Genomic DNA, 14,228 nt, shown 5'->3' on the forward strand with positions numbered 1-14,228 from the left:
GTTACACCTCTAGTTCAATCATATATTCTTGAAAGGTCTTGTCTTCTTCACTGTTTTGCTGATGCTGTTGTTCAGCCTCTTGCTGTTGCCTTCCAAACTGTTGGTTAAAGGCTTGCTCACGATCATTTCTTGTTGTATCTTGCAACGTTTGTGAAATATCGATGCGATCGATTTGAATGTTTTGCTGGACGAATGCTTGTCGTAACTGATGCAATTGACTATCTAACATTTCTTTGCCAAGGGCCGTCGATGCGAGAATACGCGCAGTCATGATGCCGTTCGTTTGCAATAATTCAATTCGGACTTGTCCAAGATGTTCCGGATACAATTTGATGAGTAACCGGGTCGTTCCGCCGGTCTGTCCAAAATTGGAGCGTTTGAAAATCGTTTGCAATTCACGAATCAAGGCTTCGCTTCGTGTATGATTTTCCAGTTCCGTAACAACGAATTCACCTTTCGCTACTGCAACTGTCCCAATTGCGCTATTTACGACTTGCGGTGATGTTTCTTTAGATAGATTTATACTCGTCAAAGAGTCATGTCCCACTTTCATAGTCGTTTCGTCCATCACTTTTGAAGATGAGCTGGTTGATAGTGGGTTAGCTTGTTGAATCGTCTGACGGATCGTTTGTTTTTCGCCGTTTTCTAAGGTGACATCTTCCTTCACCGATTGGCTTGCATCGATCCGATTGGTGATCCTTACCGGGTGCATCTGTTCCATAAGATTGAACGAAGGTTGTTTAACATGTAGATCCGTTTCAAGCTGTGTTCCAGCCAAGCTTAGGTAACTTTGCAAGGCGAAAACCTGCTGTTCTTGTTTCAAAAGCAAATCGGTTTTCGGCGCGATCAACTCCACAGCCTTCAATAATGTCAACAATTCAGCTGCTTGTTGTTTGGAGATGTCACCTTTTCCTCCAAGAGCGTCCGTCAAGTCTTTGAAAAAAGTCGGGGCGCTTTTATCAATTGCTTCCAACACCATCCAAATATCGGACAGTTTTGCAAGTTCCACTTCACTCTGATCCGCATTTTCCAGTAACTGCGATAACGACTCTATCAACTGCTGCGTATCTAAATGAAGCTGTTCCGCCAGTTCGTTAACATTGCTAAGACTTGTAATCGATTGAAGAATCCCCTCTTCCGATTCGGCATCTAATCCCTTGACAATATCCTCCAACTCTTCGATAGAAGTAGCATTCAATAATGCGATGATGGTTTCATCTGAAACGATGTCGTCAGTTGGCTTAACCTCTGACATGTTCGTGAGTGTATGCTTAGCCGTTATACTCCCCAAGACAGATCCGAAAGTCTGCCCAGACGTTTGACCTATCTGCACATTCGAGGTCGTATTCGGTACGTTCATTCCAACCATTGTTTGTAATGCTGCGATATTCACTTATTCACCTCCCTTCAAAATGCATTCTTCTCATCTTGTCATCATTGTCGTATACTTTGCCGCATCCTCTGGTGACATTTTTTCTAAAATGGCTGCTAGGTCATCCGGCTTTAAACTCGTCAGGATCCGAATCGCTTCGGCATCATTCATATTTGTAATAACAGGGGCTGCAGATTTCGCAGACATTTGTTCGAAAGTACGAACAATTTCTGCAAACTGCTTATTCGTATCTTCCTTTTCACGTTGGAGCGTTTCAATTTCTGCAAGTAGCTTTTCCTGCTCAATCAGCAACTGCTCCTTTTCATCCGCAGACTGATCGAGCTGCTGCTGTAGTTTAAACAGTTGGGCTTCTTTTTCTTGGATCTCTGCTTGAAGTGTAACCACACGCTCTTCCGATACGAGATCTGCTTGTTCGGGCTTGTCATTTTGTTCAGAGCTGAACGGTAACTTGCTGGACCATTCTTTCGCCTTGTCAAACACGTTGATATCCGCCACTTGTGCAATGATCAGGAAAACTGCCGTCGCGAATAACAACGGGATAATAACTAAAAGCAGTATCGATTGAAAAATGCCGCGGGATGTCCTTTTTTCCTTCGCAGTCATTTCCGTAGATTGTTTCGTTTGTTTCACCACATTACCACCCGTTTTCTCTTCTGCGGAACTTCATTGTCGACAATTCATCGAGCTCAATTGCTTCTAGTTGTTTCATTTCAGCGCGATGATGTTCACGATCTTTTTCTTTCATTTTTTCAAACTTCTTCACTTCAAGCGATTTTTCCAATAGTTTGTTCTCATACCAATTCATTTTTGACCGAGCTTGGATCACTTCTTGTTGCAAGATGGCAATCCTTTTTTCCAAACTGTCGATGAACCGGGCATAATGATGAATTTCATTGACCGAAAAGCCTGTCATCATTTTCTCTTGCTGTTCCTGAAGGACATTTTCTTTCTTTTTCAGCAAATCGTATAGTTTTGTGGCGACCGTCTCGAATGCTTGAATAGATGCTTTGAATGCCACCTCGGTTTCCGTTTTTTCCTGTTCTCGGTATGTCAATACTTTTTCGAAGCGATAATGATAAGGTTTCATCAGTTTCCGCCTCCCGATCCAAGCGAAATGAGTTCTTCGATTGTATCTTCCATGGAAATATTATCTTGGAAACTTTGCTTCAAGAAATTGGTGATCAACGGCTCATATTCAATCGCTTGGTCGATCTCCCTCGATGTGCCTCTTTTATAGGCCCCGATATTGATCAAGTCCTCGGATTTGTCATACGTATAATACAATTCCCGCAAGCGTTCTGCCGCCTTTCTATGTTCCGGATCAGCTATATGGTTCATCAAACGGCTGACGCTTTTTAGGACGTTGATCGCCGGATATTGCCCTTTGTTGGCAAGTGTTCGATCCAAGACGATATGCCCGTCCAAAATCCCTCGGACAGCATCGGCAATCGGTTCATTCATGTCATCGCCATCGACAAGAACCGTGTAGAACGCTGTAATGGCACCATGCTCGTTCGTGCCCGTCCGTTCCAGCAACTCTGGTAAGATTGCAAAAACAGAAGGCGTATACCCCCGTGTTGCAGGCGGTTCGCCGACAGCGAGTCCAATTTCTCGCTGCGCCATCGCAACCCGTGTGACGGAGTCCATCATGAGCATGACGTTCATCCCTTTGTCGCGGAAATACTCGGCAATCGCTGTAGCTGTAAACGCCCCTTTAATGCGCATCAAAGCCGGTTGATCGGATGTTGCCGCAACGACGATCGTCCTACTTAAACCTTCCGGACCTAAGTCCCGTTCGATGAATTCCCGCACTTCCCTACCGCGTTCTCCGATCAGTGCGATGACGTTCAAATCGGCTGTTGTATTGCGTGCAATCATGCCGAGCAACGTACTTTTCCCTACACCAGAACCTGCAAATATGCCGACCCGTTGACCATTTCCAACCGTCAGCATGCCGTCGATCGCTTTTACACCAACCGCAAGTTTTTCATTGATCGGCGGACGCGTCAGTGCGTTTGGCGGATTTTGTTCAGTCCGGACTGTCGTCAATCCTTTCGGCAGTGTGCTGTTATCGATCGGTCTCCCCATCGAATCCAACACTTTTCCGATTAAATTCATGCCGACCTTCACCTCTAGAGGTTTCCCTAGACTTTCAACTAGGCAACCGCTAGATATATTGCGGATATTCGTATACGGCATCAGAATGACAATTTCTTCTCGGAAACCGACGACTTCCGCTTGGATGATCGAGTCTTCTTTCCCAGAATCATTTAAATGGATATGACAGACATCACCAATCGAACTTTCCGGCCCTTGTGATTCAATCATGAGGCCGACGACACGGGCAACCCGACCGAATTTTTTAAACGTGTTCACGCGTGGAATGAATTCAGTTAAGTTTGCCGCTTTTTTCATCGTCATTCACCACTTTCCATGATCTCGACAAGTTTCTCCCTTAATTCGTTCAGTTGTTCATCTATGCTTACTACAATTCGGCCATGATTCGTTTCAATATAGCAATCCGTCGCCTTGAAATCTTCGTTTACAAAAATTAAAAAGGGTACGTCCGGCGGAAATATGGATGCGAGCTCTGTCCGATTATCAGAAACAAGCTCAAAATAATCCAATGAGACGTATAATTTAATTTCTTTCATCTCTCGTGCTTCTTTCAATGCTCTTTTGACGAAGTCCAAATAACGCTCTGGATCGTTTTGGAGTGTGAGTCCCATAATTCGTTCTGCTGTTCGCATCGCAAGTTCCAAAATGATCCTTTCTTGGCTTTCCAAGTATTTTTGTGCATTGGTATAGGCCAATTCGGTTGCTTCATTGGCGGTTCGAATAGATTCAGCCATATCGGATAGCACTTTATTATGCCCTTCCTCATAGCCGACTTGAAAACCTTCGTCATAGGCTTGCTGTTGCAGGCTGACTTTTTCATCTTCCCAGGCAGCTTGCATCGCTGCAATATCTTCAGTGGCTGTTTGCCTCATTTGCTCTACAAGCATTTTGTCCTGTTGGATCGATTTCTTGGCTTCCTGTAATAGCCGGTCCCTTTCTGCCACTACCGATTCCAAAGTGGTTTCATCCTTCGTTTCAACCAGTTCAGGTACGGTTAGATTACGGATCGAAATCTCTTTCTTGTTTCCGTTTTGCATAATCGTATGATAAGAACGGAATACATTAGACAATGACGTCATCTCCTCCACCACGGGCGATGATGATTTCTCCGGAATCTTCCAGTCTGCGAATAATGCCGACGATACGGGATTGCGCTTCTTCGACATCTTTCAAGCGGACAGGCCCCATAATTTCCATCTCATCTTTGAACGATTCAGCCATCCGTTGTGACATATTCCGGAACAATACTTCTTTGACCTCTTCACTGGAGACTTTCAACGATAGAATCAAGTCTTCGTTTTCGCAATCCCTGACAATACGTTGAATGGAACGATTGTCTAATGTCACAATATCCTCGAATACGAACATCCGCTTCCGGATTTCCTCAGCCAGTTCCGGGTCTTGAATTTCAAGTGCATCAAGAATCGTTTTCTCCGTCGACCGATCTACGCCATTCAGCACTTCCACAACAGCGTCCACGCCACCTGTTTCCGTATAGTCCTGCGTAACAGTGGATGATAGCTTGCGCTCCAATACCGCCTCGATTTCGCTGATCACTTCCGGAGATGTCGAATCCATCGTTGCAATTCGTTTCGCAATATCCGCTTGCACTTCTTGAGGAAGGGACGATAAAATCATCCCGGCTTGCTCCGCCTCCAAATAAGACAAAATGAGTGCAATCGTCTGTGGATGTTCATTCTGGATGAAATTCAAAATTTGTCCAGGATCAGCCCGTCTCGCAAAATCAAATGGCCTTACTTGTAAAGAGGATGTGAGTCGATTGATGATCGCTTGTGCATGATCTTTCCCAAGAGCTTTTTCGAGGACCGTTTTCGCATAGCCGATCCCCCCTTGGGAAATATAATCCTGAGCAAGTGCAATATTATGGAACTCCTCAATGATTTCTTCTTTCACAGATGCCTCGACTTTTTTTACGCCTGAAATTTCAAGCGTCAGGCGTTCAATCTCTTCCTCGCTCAAATGTTTATAGACGGATGCGGATACTTCCGGACCGAGGGATATGAGTAGAAGCGCCGCTTTTTGTTTACCGGTCATTCCTTTTTCTTTCTTTACCACTATTCATCTCTCCCTATCATTCCTCGGCCAGCCATGTACGCAATAGCTTCGCAAACTCTTCCGGCTTTTCTTTTGCCATCTTCTCAAGCTGCTTTCTGCGAAGTGTTCCTTCCGTTTCCATATCCTGATTGATATCGTCCACATCGAGTTCAACCTGCTCTTCGAGAATCATCTCTGCTTCCGTCTCTTGTGCTTTTCTTCTATTTCGTACAAATAGGACGATCAGTACGATGATAATGAGTAACAGTGCCCCACCTATCACATATACCCACCATGGGATAACGGATTCCGTTGCTGGAGATTCAACTACTTTTCCATTGAATGGTTGAACTGAGACGTAGATTTTGTCATTCAAGTCCGCATCTGTCAGTGTGCCTGCCGATTCTTTGTCAATTGATGTCCGAATAATTGTTTCCAAAATCTGTTCGACATCCTCCTGTAACCCTGCTGGCATCGATGCAGCATCATCCGCTACTGGTGGTTCCACCATGACCTGGATCCCGATATCCCTGATCTTATAAGGACTTTCGACAATTTCTTTCCGAATCCGGTTGACTTCATTGTTAACCGTTTCTTCTACTTTTTCATAATCCCCGTTGGCAAATGTCCCTTCGACAAATCCTGTGCGGTTATCAGTCGGATCTTCCCCTTCCGGTGTTCCACCTGCTACCGGTCCATTACCTGTAAATGTTTCCGTAATGCGTTGGACGCTAAGTGCGATCCCTTCCATACTTTCTTCATCGACAGGTGCGACAAGGGATTCTTCCCGATTTTCATGTTTAAAATCGATGTCCGTCGTCACAGATACGACGACCTTATCCGGTCCCATCATCGTGCCAAGCATCATCTGTACTTGGCGTTGCAAATCGCGTTCAATCGTCTTTTTCACCGACATCTGGTCCGCTATACTCGGTCCATAAGCATTATGACTTGTGTTCAAATCGTAATACTCAAAGTACTGATTCATGATGCTAATGTCGTCCGTCGACAGATTCGGTATACTCTTGGATACAAGTTGATAAAGTCCAGTAATCTGCTGTTCGGTGAACTGATGCCCCGGATCGATGGTCAATCGGATTGCGGCACTTGCCTGTTCTGTACTATTGCTAAGAAAAACGCTTTGTGTCGGCAATGTAATCATCACACTGGCATCTCTTACGCCTTCAAAACCTTTAATCAAGTTGGCAAGTTCCGTTTGCATCGTATCCAATTTGATCATATTGAACTCGTTATCCGTCGTGCCAAACCCTGCATTTTCAGCAAAAAAGGAATAATCAATCGTCCCAGAATTCGGAAACCCTTCCGCTGCAAGTGTCACGAGCAAATCATCTACACGTTCACGCGGGACAAGGATTGACGTTCCACCAGGTGCGATTTGACTCGGCACGCCTTGACTATCCAGCTGCTCTTTAATACGGCCAATTTCCGCACGGGATACATCTGAATAGAGTGGCACATATTCCGTTCTGGACAGAAAAAATGTCAGGAATGCAGCAAGTGCGATGATTGCGGCGGCAGAACTGATATAAGTGATTTTTTGTTTTTTTGTACGACTCGACCAGAACTGCTTCATATCCGTTCTGATTTTCGCCAATCTTTCATTCATTGTAATCCCCCGGTCAGCTTCCATAATTCAATATCCATACTCACTATTCTGTTCTTAAACTGGCATTCTAATAATTTCCTGATAGGCCTCTACTACTTTATTGCGCACTTCCATCGTCGCATTCAATGCGATGGATGCTTTTTGAGCCGCGATCATCACATCGTGCAATTCGACGTCTCCGCCCATCACAAGCTTTTGTGTCATCTTATCGGACTCAACTTGTTTATGATTGACTTCTTGAATAGCATCTTTCAAAAACGTCCCAAAACTTTGCTGCGCCTCGTACGGCGTCGACTTCACTTCATTTCCCATTTTGCTTATACCTGAACTTGGTGTATGACTGTAAATGGATTGTATAGCCATCTAATCAGCATCCTTTCAAAATTATCATTTGCCAATCTCCAGTGCTTTCATCAGCATCGACTTATTAGCATTCAACACAGTGACGTTCGCTTCATAAGAACGGGTAGCGGACATCAGGTCGATCATTTCCCTTAACGGGTCGACATTCGGCATTTCGACATAGCCTTCCTCATTGGCATCAGGATGGTCAGGGTCGAAGACAAGTTTAAATGGCGTTTCGGTATCCTCTTTAATACTTGAGACCGTGACGCCATATCCCACCGAACCTTTTATTTGTTTTCCCATCGCCGCGTTCAGCATCGATGAAAATTGTCCTTCCCGCGGTTGGAATGAGACGGTTTTCCTACGATAAGGCTGCCATTCCCCTTCCACCATCCTACTGCGTGTCGTATCGATATTAGCCATATTGGATGAAATAATATCCATCCGCATACGTTGCGCTGTCAATGCCGAAGCCGACGTGTTCAAACTATGGAATATTGTCATCTTCAACGTCCCCCTCCTTTAATGACATTTTGTAACGTATTAAATTTTCCATTGATCCGATCAACAAGTGCATTATAGTAAATCTGATTGGCAGCTAGATCCGCTTGCTCCTTATCCATATCCACTCCATTGCCATCTTGCCGATAGCGCAAATTGGCATAGTTAAAAACACCTGAATGTGACGACGTTGATTTAAATGAAAGATGTCGCGGATTGGTACGATACGCTTCTAAAGTAGTAGATTGCACACTCGACAAAACATCCTTAAAACTGACATTTTTTGCTTTATAGTTAGGCGTATCAACATTCGCGATGTTTTGGGAGATGGCTTTACCTTTAGTAGCCGAAAAATCCAATCCGCGCTCCAATTGAGAAATCGTTGATCCGTAAATATTCATAATTCACCTCATATTTTTGCTGCCAGCAAGTTCTCTCACAATACTAGTAAACTAGTTTTAAACATATGTATACATTGTAGCGGATTTTGTAGAACCTTGTCTATTGAATATACCCGTTTTTCATTAGTGCTAAATCTCCTTTTTCTGTGACAATATAAAGGAATTCGGGTTAACGTAGGTCTTTCCTCTCTCATTTTACTATTCCGACATTCCTAATAAAGGTACTTTCATCCATTCCGCCCCATGTTATGAAATCCCTAATTTAAAAAGACACTTCTTCCTGTATTCGGAAGAAGTGTCGAATGTCCCATATTTTTATGATCTTTGTTTTTCCAGTTCACCAAGGAACTTACTGTTTAGCACTTTAATATACGTCCCTTTCATACCGAGGGAGCGTGATTCGATTACACCAGCGCTTTCCAACTTACGCAATGCGTTAACGATGACAGAACGTGTAATTCCTACACGGTCTGCAATTTTAGACGCGACAAGCAATCCTTCATTTCCATCCAACTCGTTGAAAATATGTTCGATCGCTTCATGCTCACTATATGAAAGTGAGTTGATCGCCATCTGCACGACCGCCTTGCTACGGGCTTCGATTTCAATCTCTTCTGCTTTCTCACGCAAGATTTCCATACCGACAACTGTAGCGCCGTATTCAGCAAGAATCAAATCATTTTCTTCGAATTCTTCTTTCAATCTGGACAGGATAAGTGTGCCAAGTCGCTCTCCGCCTCCGTTGATTGGGACAATCGTTGTTAGGCCATCTTTGAACAGGTCACGATTTTCCTCCGGGAATACGGTATGTGCACTGTAAACATCCAAGTTGGGAGACGTTTCGTACACCTCAAAAAGTTTGTTTGTATAATCTTCCGGGAATTTACGTTCTTCCAACATCTTTTTCATACGTTCGTTATCGATTTGTTGGTGAATACCCATCCCTAACAATTTCCCTTTACGGCTCACGATGAAAGCATTACATTCAATCACATCGCTGAGCTTGTCAGCCATCTCCTTAAAGTTTACCGGTTTCCCTGCTGATTTCTGAAGCATTGCATTAATTTCGCGTGTTCTTGCTAACAATGACATATTACTTTTCCTCCTCAAAATAAGTACGTACTGTATGACGTTTCGTTTAATGAATATTCTAAAGGTTTTCAATCATTAAATAAACTAAAACGATTCGATTAAAGTATAAATTGTGACAAGTCTTTGTTTTTTGCGATGTTTTTCAACTTTTCATCGACATATGCGGGTGTGATTTTAATGGCTGTCGGTCCGATATCAGCCGCTTCATACGACAGTTCTTCCAATAATTTTTCCAAAATCGTATGAAGTCGACGTGCCCCGATATTCTCGGTCTCATCATTCACCTCAAAAGCAATCTCTGCAATCCTGCTGATCGCTTCGTCTGTGAAGTCCAAGATGACGCCTTCCGTTTCGAGCAATTTCTCATATTGCCGGATCAACGAGAAGTCCGGTTCATTTAAAATCCGTTCAAAATCTTCTTTGGCCAACTTATCCAATTCGACACGAATCGGGAATCGACCTTGTAGTTCCGGGATAATATCGGATGGTTTCGCCATATGAAAAGCACCTGCCGCAATGAAAAGGATGAAATCCGTTCTGACAGCTCCATACTTTGTCGTGACTGTAGATCCTTCTACAATCGGTAAAATATCCCGCTGTACACCTTCACGCGATACGTCCGCAGAAGAACCATTGCCACCCCGACTAGCGATTTTATCCATCTCATCAAGGAAGATGATCCCTGATTGCTCTGTCAATTCGACAGCGCGTCTTGCGACTTCATCGTGGTCAATCAGTTTGTCGGCTTCTTCCGCTTCAAGTACCTTCCTCGCGTCTTTCACTTTCATTTTGCGCTTTACTGTTCTTTTCGGCATGAGCGAGGATAATGCATCTTGCATATTCGCTCCCATCTGTTCCATACCCGATCCTTGCAGGGCATCAAACATCGATGGCGGTTGTGTAGAAACTTCCACATTTACCATTTTCTCTTCAAGCTCTCCGGCTTTCAGACTTGCGGCAATTTCCGATCGTTTGCGCTTCACTTCGGCAACTTCTGCTGCGTCAGGCTCTTCTTGATCCATTTTTTGTCCGAATAGCATTTCGAATGGATTTTGCATGCCACTTTTCTTTTTCTTTTCTGGAACAAGCAGTTCAACGAGACGTTCTTCGGCTAGCAACGAGGCGCTTTCTTTCACAGCTTCTCGTTGTTCTGCCCGAACAATACGGACACCTGCTTCCGTTAGATCCCTGATCATCGACTCGACATCGCGTCCCACATAGCCAACTTCGGTAAACTTTGTCGCTTCCACTTTTATGAATGGGGCATTGACCAACTTCGCAATTCTTCGGGCAATTTCAGTCTTCCCAACACCCGTCGGTCCTATCATTAAAATGTTTTTCGGAATGATTTCACTCTTCTCTTCATCCGTCAGCAGACTTCTTCTGTATCTATTCCGGATTGCTACAGCGACAGCACGCTTCGCATTTTCTTGTCCGACGATAAACCGATCGAGATGTGCAGTCAATTCCTTCGGAGTCAGTTCTTGTCTTTTGGTCATTCCAGCACCTCCACTATGATCTGATCGTTTGTGTACACACAGATATCCGCAGCGGTTTCAAGAGCAGCCCGTGCAATTTCCTGCGCTGTCAAAGTGTCGCCACTATACTTTTTCAGCGCCCGTCCGGCAGCCATCGCATAATTTCCACCAGAACCGATCGAGAGAATACCGTCATCAGGTTCGATCACTTCTCCTGTTCCTGATATTAGTAATAGGCTATCCTGATCCATCACAAGTAGCATTGCTTCCAGCTTCCTAAGGATTTGATCTCCACGCCACTCTTTTGCAAGTTCGACGGAAGCACGTTGAAGATTCCCGTTATACTCTGTCAACTTCCCTTCAAACAGTTCAAACAATGTGAAAGCATCTGCGACCGAACCGGCAAAACCGGCCAGCACCTTGCCGCCAAACAGTCTACGGACTTTTCTTGCGGTATGTTTCATGACCACTGTATTCCCTACCGTCACTTGCCCATCGCCCGACATGGCACAAGAGCCTTTATGGCGAATCGCAAAAATCGTCGTTGCATGGAATTCCATCTTTTCAACCTCCTATGCTCGTGGGTGCGTATTCATATAGGTTTTTCTTAAATGCTCTTTTGTAATATGCGTATACACTTGAGTGGATGATAAGTGCGTATGCCCCAGTAATTCCTGAACGGTCCGCATATCAGCACCACTTGCCAAAAGATGAGTGGCAAATGAATGGCGGATCATATGCGGGTAAATGTTGGAATGAAGTGTTGCACGTTCCATCATCATATTTAATATATGCCGCACCCCGCCATCCGTCAGTGGGTCACCCCGTAAATTGACGAAAAGTAGGTCATGTTTTTTCTGTTTTACCAATGATGGCCGACTCCGCTCCAAATATGCATCAAGCGCAGTTTGTGCAAAACTTCCAAATGGGACATAACGTTCTTTTCGCCCTTTCCCCATGACCATAACGATCCCAAGCTGATCGTCGATGTCTTTCAACGTGATCGCTGTCAACTCACTGACCCGAATTCCAGTAGCATAGAGCAATTCAAGAAGCGCTTTATCACGTAATGACTTCTTATCATTCCCTTCGCAAGCTGAAAATAAAACGGCCAGTTCTTCCTCATAAAAAAAAGCGGGTAGCCGCTCTTCTTTTTTCGGGTGATGAAGTGAACGAAATGCATGATCGGAAATCCGATAACGGGTACTTGCAAATTTGAAAAAAGATCTGATGGATGAAATATTCCTTGAAATCGACGCCCTCGATAATCCCTTATCAAATAATCTAGTTACATAGAGTCTTGCTTCCGGATATGTGACATCATTTAAATCCGTCATCCCCTCAACTTCCATAAAGTTCAGGAAAGCATTGATATCAGTTTCATATTCGGATACAGTGTTGAATGAATAATTCTTTTCCAAGCGTATATACGAAATATATTCATCACGGATGCTAGAAGGTTCTACCGCCAAACGTTTCACCCCCAAAACGAAAAGCTGATTGAATGATAACAATATTGCGAGTCTTTGAAACGCCGATGCTTTTACACATGTTTATGCTTATAAGCGAAGTAAATAACTTCAAAATAACGACTTATCCGGATATTCAAAAGTCATCCACGATTCACTATACAATATTTGAGGACCCATCGGCAACTTTCATCCCTTCAGAAGTCAGACCTCTATCACTTTTTTTCCATTTTCGACACAAAATGTTCAAATTACAAGAAAAATATGGGGAATCGACAATCTTTTTGTCGAAAAACAACGAAAAAAGGGGATAAGTCAATACTTTCACCTAGCCCCTTTTTTAGATTCCTCTTTTTTAGACGGTTACTGAAGATTGAAATTCGGTAATTGCATGTAATGCCCGTTCGGCATGTCTTTCTGCTCGTTCCACTTTTGACTTGATCCGCTCCCCAAGATCTGGGAAAAGACCGAAATTGATATTCATCGGCTGGAAGTTTTTCGGATCGGCTTCCGTAATATATCTTGCCATACTGCCAAGTGCCGTTTCATGCGGAAATAGAACCGTTTCTTTGCCGAGTGCCATGTTTGCCGCATTGATCCCCGCAATAAGCCCCGAACCTGCCGATTCAACATACCCTTCTACTCCCGTCATCTGGCCTGCGAAGAATATGTTCGGATTTGACTTCAATTGGTATGTCGCGTCCAATACACGCGGCGAATTGATAAATGTATTCCGATGCATCACACCATAACGGACAATTTCCACGTTTTCAAGACCTGGAATGAGGTTGATGACTTCTTTTTGAGCTCCCCATTTCATATGCGTCTGGAATCCGACAATATTGTAAAGGGTTCCTGCTGCATCATCTTGCCGTAGTTGAACGACCGCTTTATAGCGTTTTCCGGTTACCGGATCTTCGAGTCCAACCGGCTTCAACGCTCCAAATAGCAAGGTTTTCTCACCACGTTGCGCAAGCACTTCAACCGGCATGCAGCCTTCAAAGTAAATCTCTTTCTCGAATTCCTTCAACGGAACAACTTCAGCATCTACTAGCGCTTGATAAAAACGTGCGAATTGCTCTTCATCCATCGGACAGTTCAAATAAGCCGCTTCCCCTTTATCATAGCGGGATTTCAAGAAGACCTTCTCCATATCGATGGAATCTTTTTCGATAATCGGTGCTGCTGCATCATAGAAATATAAATACTCTTCACCTGTCAGTTTGCGGATCTGCTCTGCCAATGCCGGCGAAGTGAGAGGGCCTGTTGCGATGACCGTGATACCTTCCGGCAATTCGGTGACCTCTTCATTGACAATCTCGATGAGTGGATGATTGCGGACCCGCTCCGTCACATTGCCTGCAAACTCATGACGGTCGACCGCCAATGCGCCTCCTGCTGGAACAGAGCATGCATCCGCCGCATCAATGATCAATGAATTAAGCTTTCTCATTTCCTCCTTGATGATTCCAACTGCGTTCGTTAAATTGTTGGCACGCAATGAATTACTGCAAACAAGCTCTGCAAATTTGTCCGTGTGATGCGCTGGCGTTTGTTTTACCGGCCTCATTTCATATAAACGGACATTTACTCCACGATTGGCAATCTGCCACGCAGCCTCGCTTCCTGCAAGCCCTGCGCCTATGACATTTACGATGGGTGTCATCCCATCACCTTCTTTCTAAATCACTTATTGTCCAGCTCCAGCGCCTAGAGGCTCGAGTCGCTTCAGTCTTGCTGATAAAGGCA

The 14,228-nt window shown here is 44.2% G+C and carries 15 protein-coding genes; all 15 read right to left on the reverse strand.

The genetic code is table 11. The annotated features are described in order from the left end of the window. Position 1 precedes the first annotated feature (1 nt). The 15 genes from ACFPRA_RS05990 to trmFO all read right to left on the reverse strand — a co-directional run bounded on the left by ACFPRA_RS05990 (position 2) and on the right by trmFO (position 14,145). Positions 2–1,393 (reverse strand): flagellar hook-length control protein FliK, encoded by a 1,392-nt coding sequence (locus ACFPRA_RS05990; protein WP_381431718.1) that lies wholly within the window; start codon positions 1,391–1,393, stop codon positions 2–4. 30 nt (positions 1,394–1,423) lie between these two features. After that, on the reverse strand, positions 1,424–2,023 hold the full coding sequence (locus ACFPRA_RS05995) for a MotE family protein (protein WP_381431719.1): 600 nt from the start codon (positions 2,021–2,023) through the stop codon (positions 1,424–1,426). Positions 2,024–2,027: 4 nt separating this feature from the next. Beyond that, positions 2,028–2,480, reverse strand: coding sequence for a flagellar export protein FliJ (fliJ, locus tag ACFPRA_RS06000; protein ID WP_381431721.1), 453 nt, complete (start codon positions 2,478–2,480; stop codon positions 2,028–2,030). After that, on the reverse strand, positions 2,480–3,814 hold the full coding sequence (gene fliI, locus ACFPRA_RS06005; RefSeq protein WP_381431723.1) for a flagellar protein export ATPase FliI: 1,335 nt from the start codon (positions 3,812–3,814) through the stop codon (positions 2,480–2,482). Before fliI ends, fliJ begins: the two co-directional genes overlap by 1 nt. Beyond that, positions 3,811–4,590 carry a flagellar assembly protein FliH gene (fliH, locus tag ACFPRA_RS06010; protein WP_381431725.1) on the reverse strand — a complete coding sequence of 260 codons (780 nt, stop codon included), beginning with the start codon at positions 4,588–4,590 and terminating at the stop codon, positions 3,811–3,813. The genes fliI and fliH overlap by 4 nt, the downstream gene beginning before the upstream one ends. Continuing rightward, positions 4,574–5,587, reverse strand: a complete 1,014-nt coding sequence (gene fliG, locus ACFPRA_RS06015; RefSeq protein WP_239388830.1) for a flagellar motor switch protein FliG — start codon at positions 5,585–5,587, stop codon at positions 4,574–4,576. Before fliG ends, fliH begins: the two co-directional genes overlap by 17 nt. Before the next feature lie 16 nt (positions 5,588–5,603). Continuing rightward, entirely contained in the window at positions 5,604–7,193 is a 1,590-nt protein-coding gene (fliF, locus tag ACFPRA_RS06020; protein ID WP_381431727.1) for a flagellar basal-body MS-ring/collar protein FliF, read from the reverse strand. 54 nt (positions 7,194–7,247) lie between these two features. Further along, positions 7,248–7,556: a flagellar hook-basal body complex protein FliE gene (gene fliE, locus ACFPRA_RS06025; RefSeq protein WP_381431729.1), complete on the reverse strand. Its 309-nt coding sequence runs from the start codon at positions 7,554–7,556 to the stop codon at positions 7,248–7,250. 24 nt (positions 7,557–7,580) lie between these two features. Further along, entirely contained in the window at positions 7,581–8,042 is a 462-nt protein-coding gene (gene flgC / locus ACFPRA_RS06030; protein ID WP_381434762.1) for a flagellar basal body rod protein FlgC, read from the reverse strand. Positions 8,043–8,044: 2 nt separating this feature from the next. Next, positions 8,045–8,440, reverse strand: coding sequence for a flagellar basal body rod protein FlgB (gene flgB / locus ACFPRA_RS06035; protein ID WP_381431731.1), 396 nt, complete (start codon positions 8,438–8,440; stop codon positions 8,045–8,047). 315 nt (positions 8,441–8,755) lie between these two features. Further along, positions 8,756–9,532: a GTP-sensing pleiotropic transcriptional regulator CodY gene (gene codY / locus ACFPRA_RS06040; protein WP_381431733.1), complete on the reverse strand. Its 777-nt coding sequence runs from the start codon at positions 9,530–9,532 to the stop codon at positions 8,756–8,758. 98 nt (positions 9,533–9,630) lie between these two features. Beyond that, entirely contained in the window at positions 9,631–11,031 is a 1,401-nt protein-coding gene (gene hslU, locus ACFPRA_RS06045) for an ATP-dependent protease ATPase subunit HslU (RefSeq protein ID WP_381431735.1), read from the reverse strand. After that, positions 11,028–11,570: an ATP-dependent protease subunit HslV gene (gene hslV, locus ACFPRA_RS06050; RefSeq protein WP_381431737.1), complete on the reverse strand. Its 543-nt coding sequence runs from the start codon at positions 11,568–11,570 to the stop codon at positions 11,028–11,030. Before hslV ends, hslU begins: the two co-directional genes overlap by 4 nt. A gap of 12 nt (positions 11,571–11,582) precedes the next feature. Beyond that, on the reverse strand, positions 11,583–12,482 hold the full coding sequence (gene xerC, locus ACFPRA_RS06055; RefSeq protein ID WP_381431739.1) for a tyrosine recombinase XerC: 900 nt from the start codon (positions 12,480–12,482) through the stop codon (positions 11,583–11,585). Between the two features lie 352 nt (positions 12,483–12,834). Then, positions 12,835–14,145 carry an FADH(2)-oxidizing methylenetetrahydrofolate--tRNA-(uracil(54)-C(5))-methyltransferase TrmFO gene (gene trmFO, locus ACFPRA_RS06060; protein ID WP_381431741.1) on the reverse strand — a complete coding sequence of 437 codons (1,311 nt, stop codon included), beginning with the start codon at positions 14,143–14,145 and terminating at the stop codon, positions 12,835–12,837. Positions 14,146–14,228 lie beyond the last annotated feature (83 nt).

The sequence above is a fragment of the Sporosarcina soli genome, assembly GCF_042655805.1.
GTDB classification, from domain to species: domain Bacteria; phylum Bacillota; class Bacilli; order Bacillales_A; family Planococcaceae; genus Sporosarcina; species Sporosarcina soli.

Coding starts and splice junctions, on each gene's coding strand:
- fliJ (WP_381431721.1), bottom strand. CDS start 2,480: ATGAAACCTTATCATTATCGCTTCGAAAAAGTATTGACATACCGAGAA.
- fliI (WP_381431723.1), bottom strand. CDS start 3,814: ATGACGATGAAAAAAGCGGCAAACTTAACTGAATTCATTCCACGCGTG.
- fliH (WP_381431725.1), bottom strand. CDS start 4,590: ATGACGTCATTGTCTAATGTATTCCGTTCTTATCATACGATTATGCAA.
- fliF (WP_381431727.1), bottom strand. CDS start 7,193: ATGAATGAAAGATTGGCGAAAATCAGAACGGATATGAAGCAGTTCTGG.
- fliE (WP_381431729.1), bottom strand. CDS start 7,556: ATGGCTATACAATCCATTTACAGTCATACACCAAGTTCAGGTATAAGC.
- flgC (WP_381434762.1), bottom strand. CDS start 8,042: ATGACAATATTCCATAGTTTGAACACGTCGGCTTCGGCATTGACAGCG.
- flgB (WP_381431731.1), bottom strand. CDS start 8,440: ATGAATATTTACGGATCAACGATTTCTCAATTGGAGCGCGGATTGGAT.
- codY (WP_381431733.1), bottom strand. CDS start 9,532: ATGTCATTGTTAGCAAGAACACGCGAAATTAATGCAATGCTTCAGAAA.
- hslU (WP_381431735.1), bottom strand. CDS start 11,031: ATGACCAAAAGACAAGAACTGACTCCGAAGGAATTGACTGCACATCTC.
- hslV (WP_381431737.1), bottom strand. CDS start 11,570: ATGGAATTCCATGCAACGACGATTTTTGCGATTCGCCATAAAGGCTCT.
- trmFO (WP_381431741.1), bottom strand. CDS start 14,145: ATGACACCCATCGTAAATGTCATAGGCGCAGGGCTTGCAGGAAGCGAG.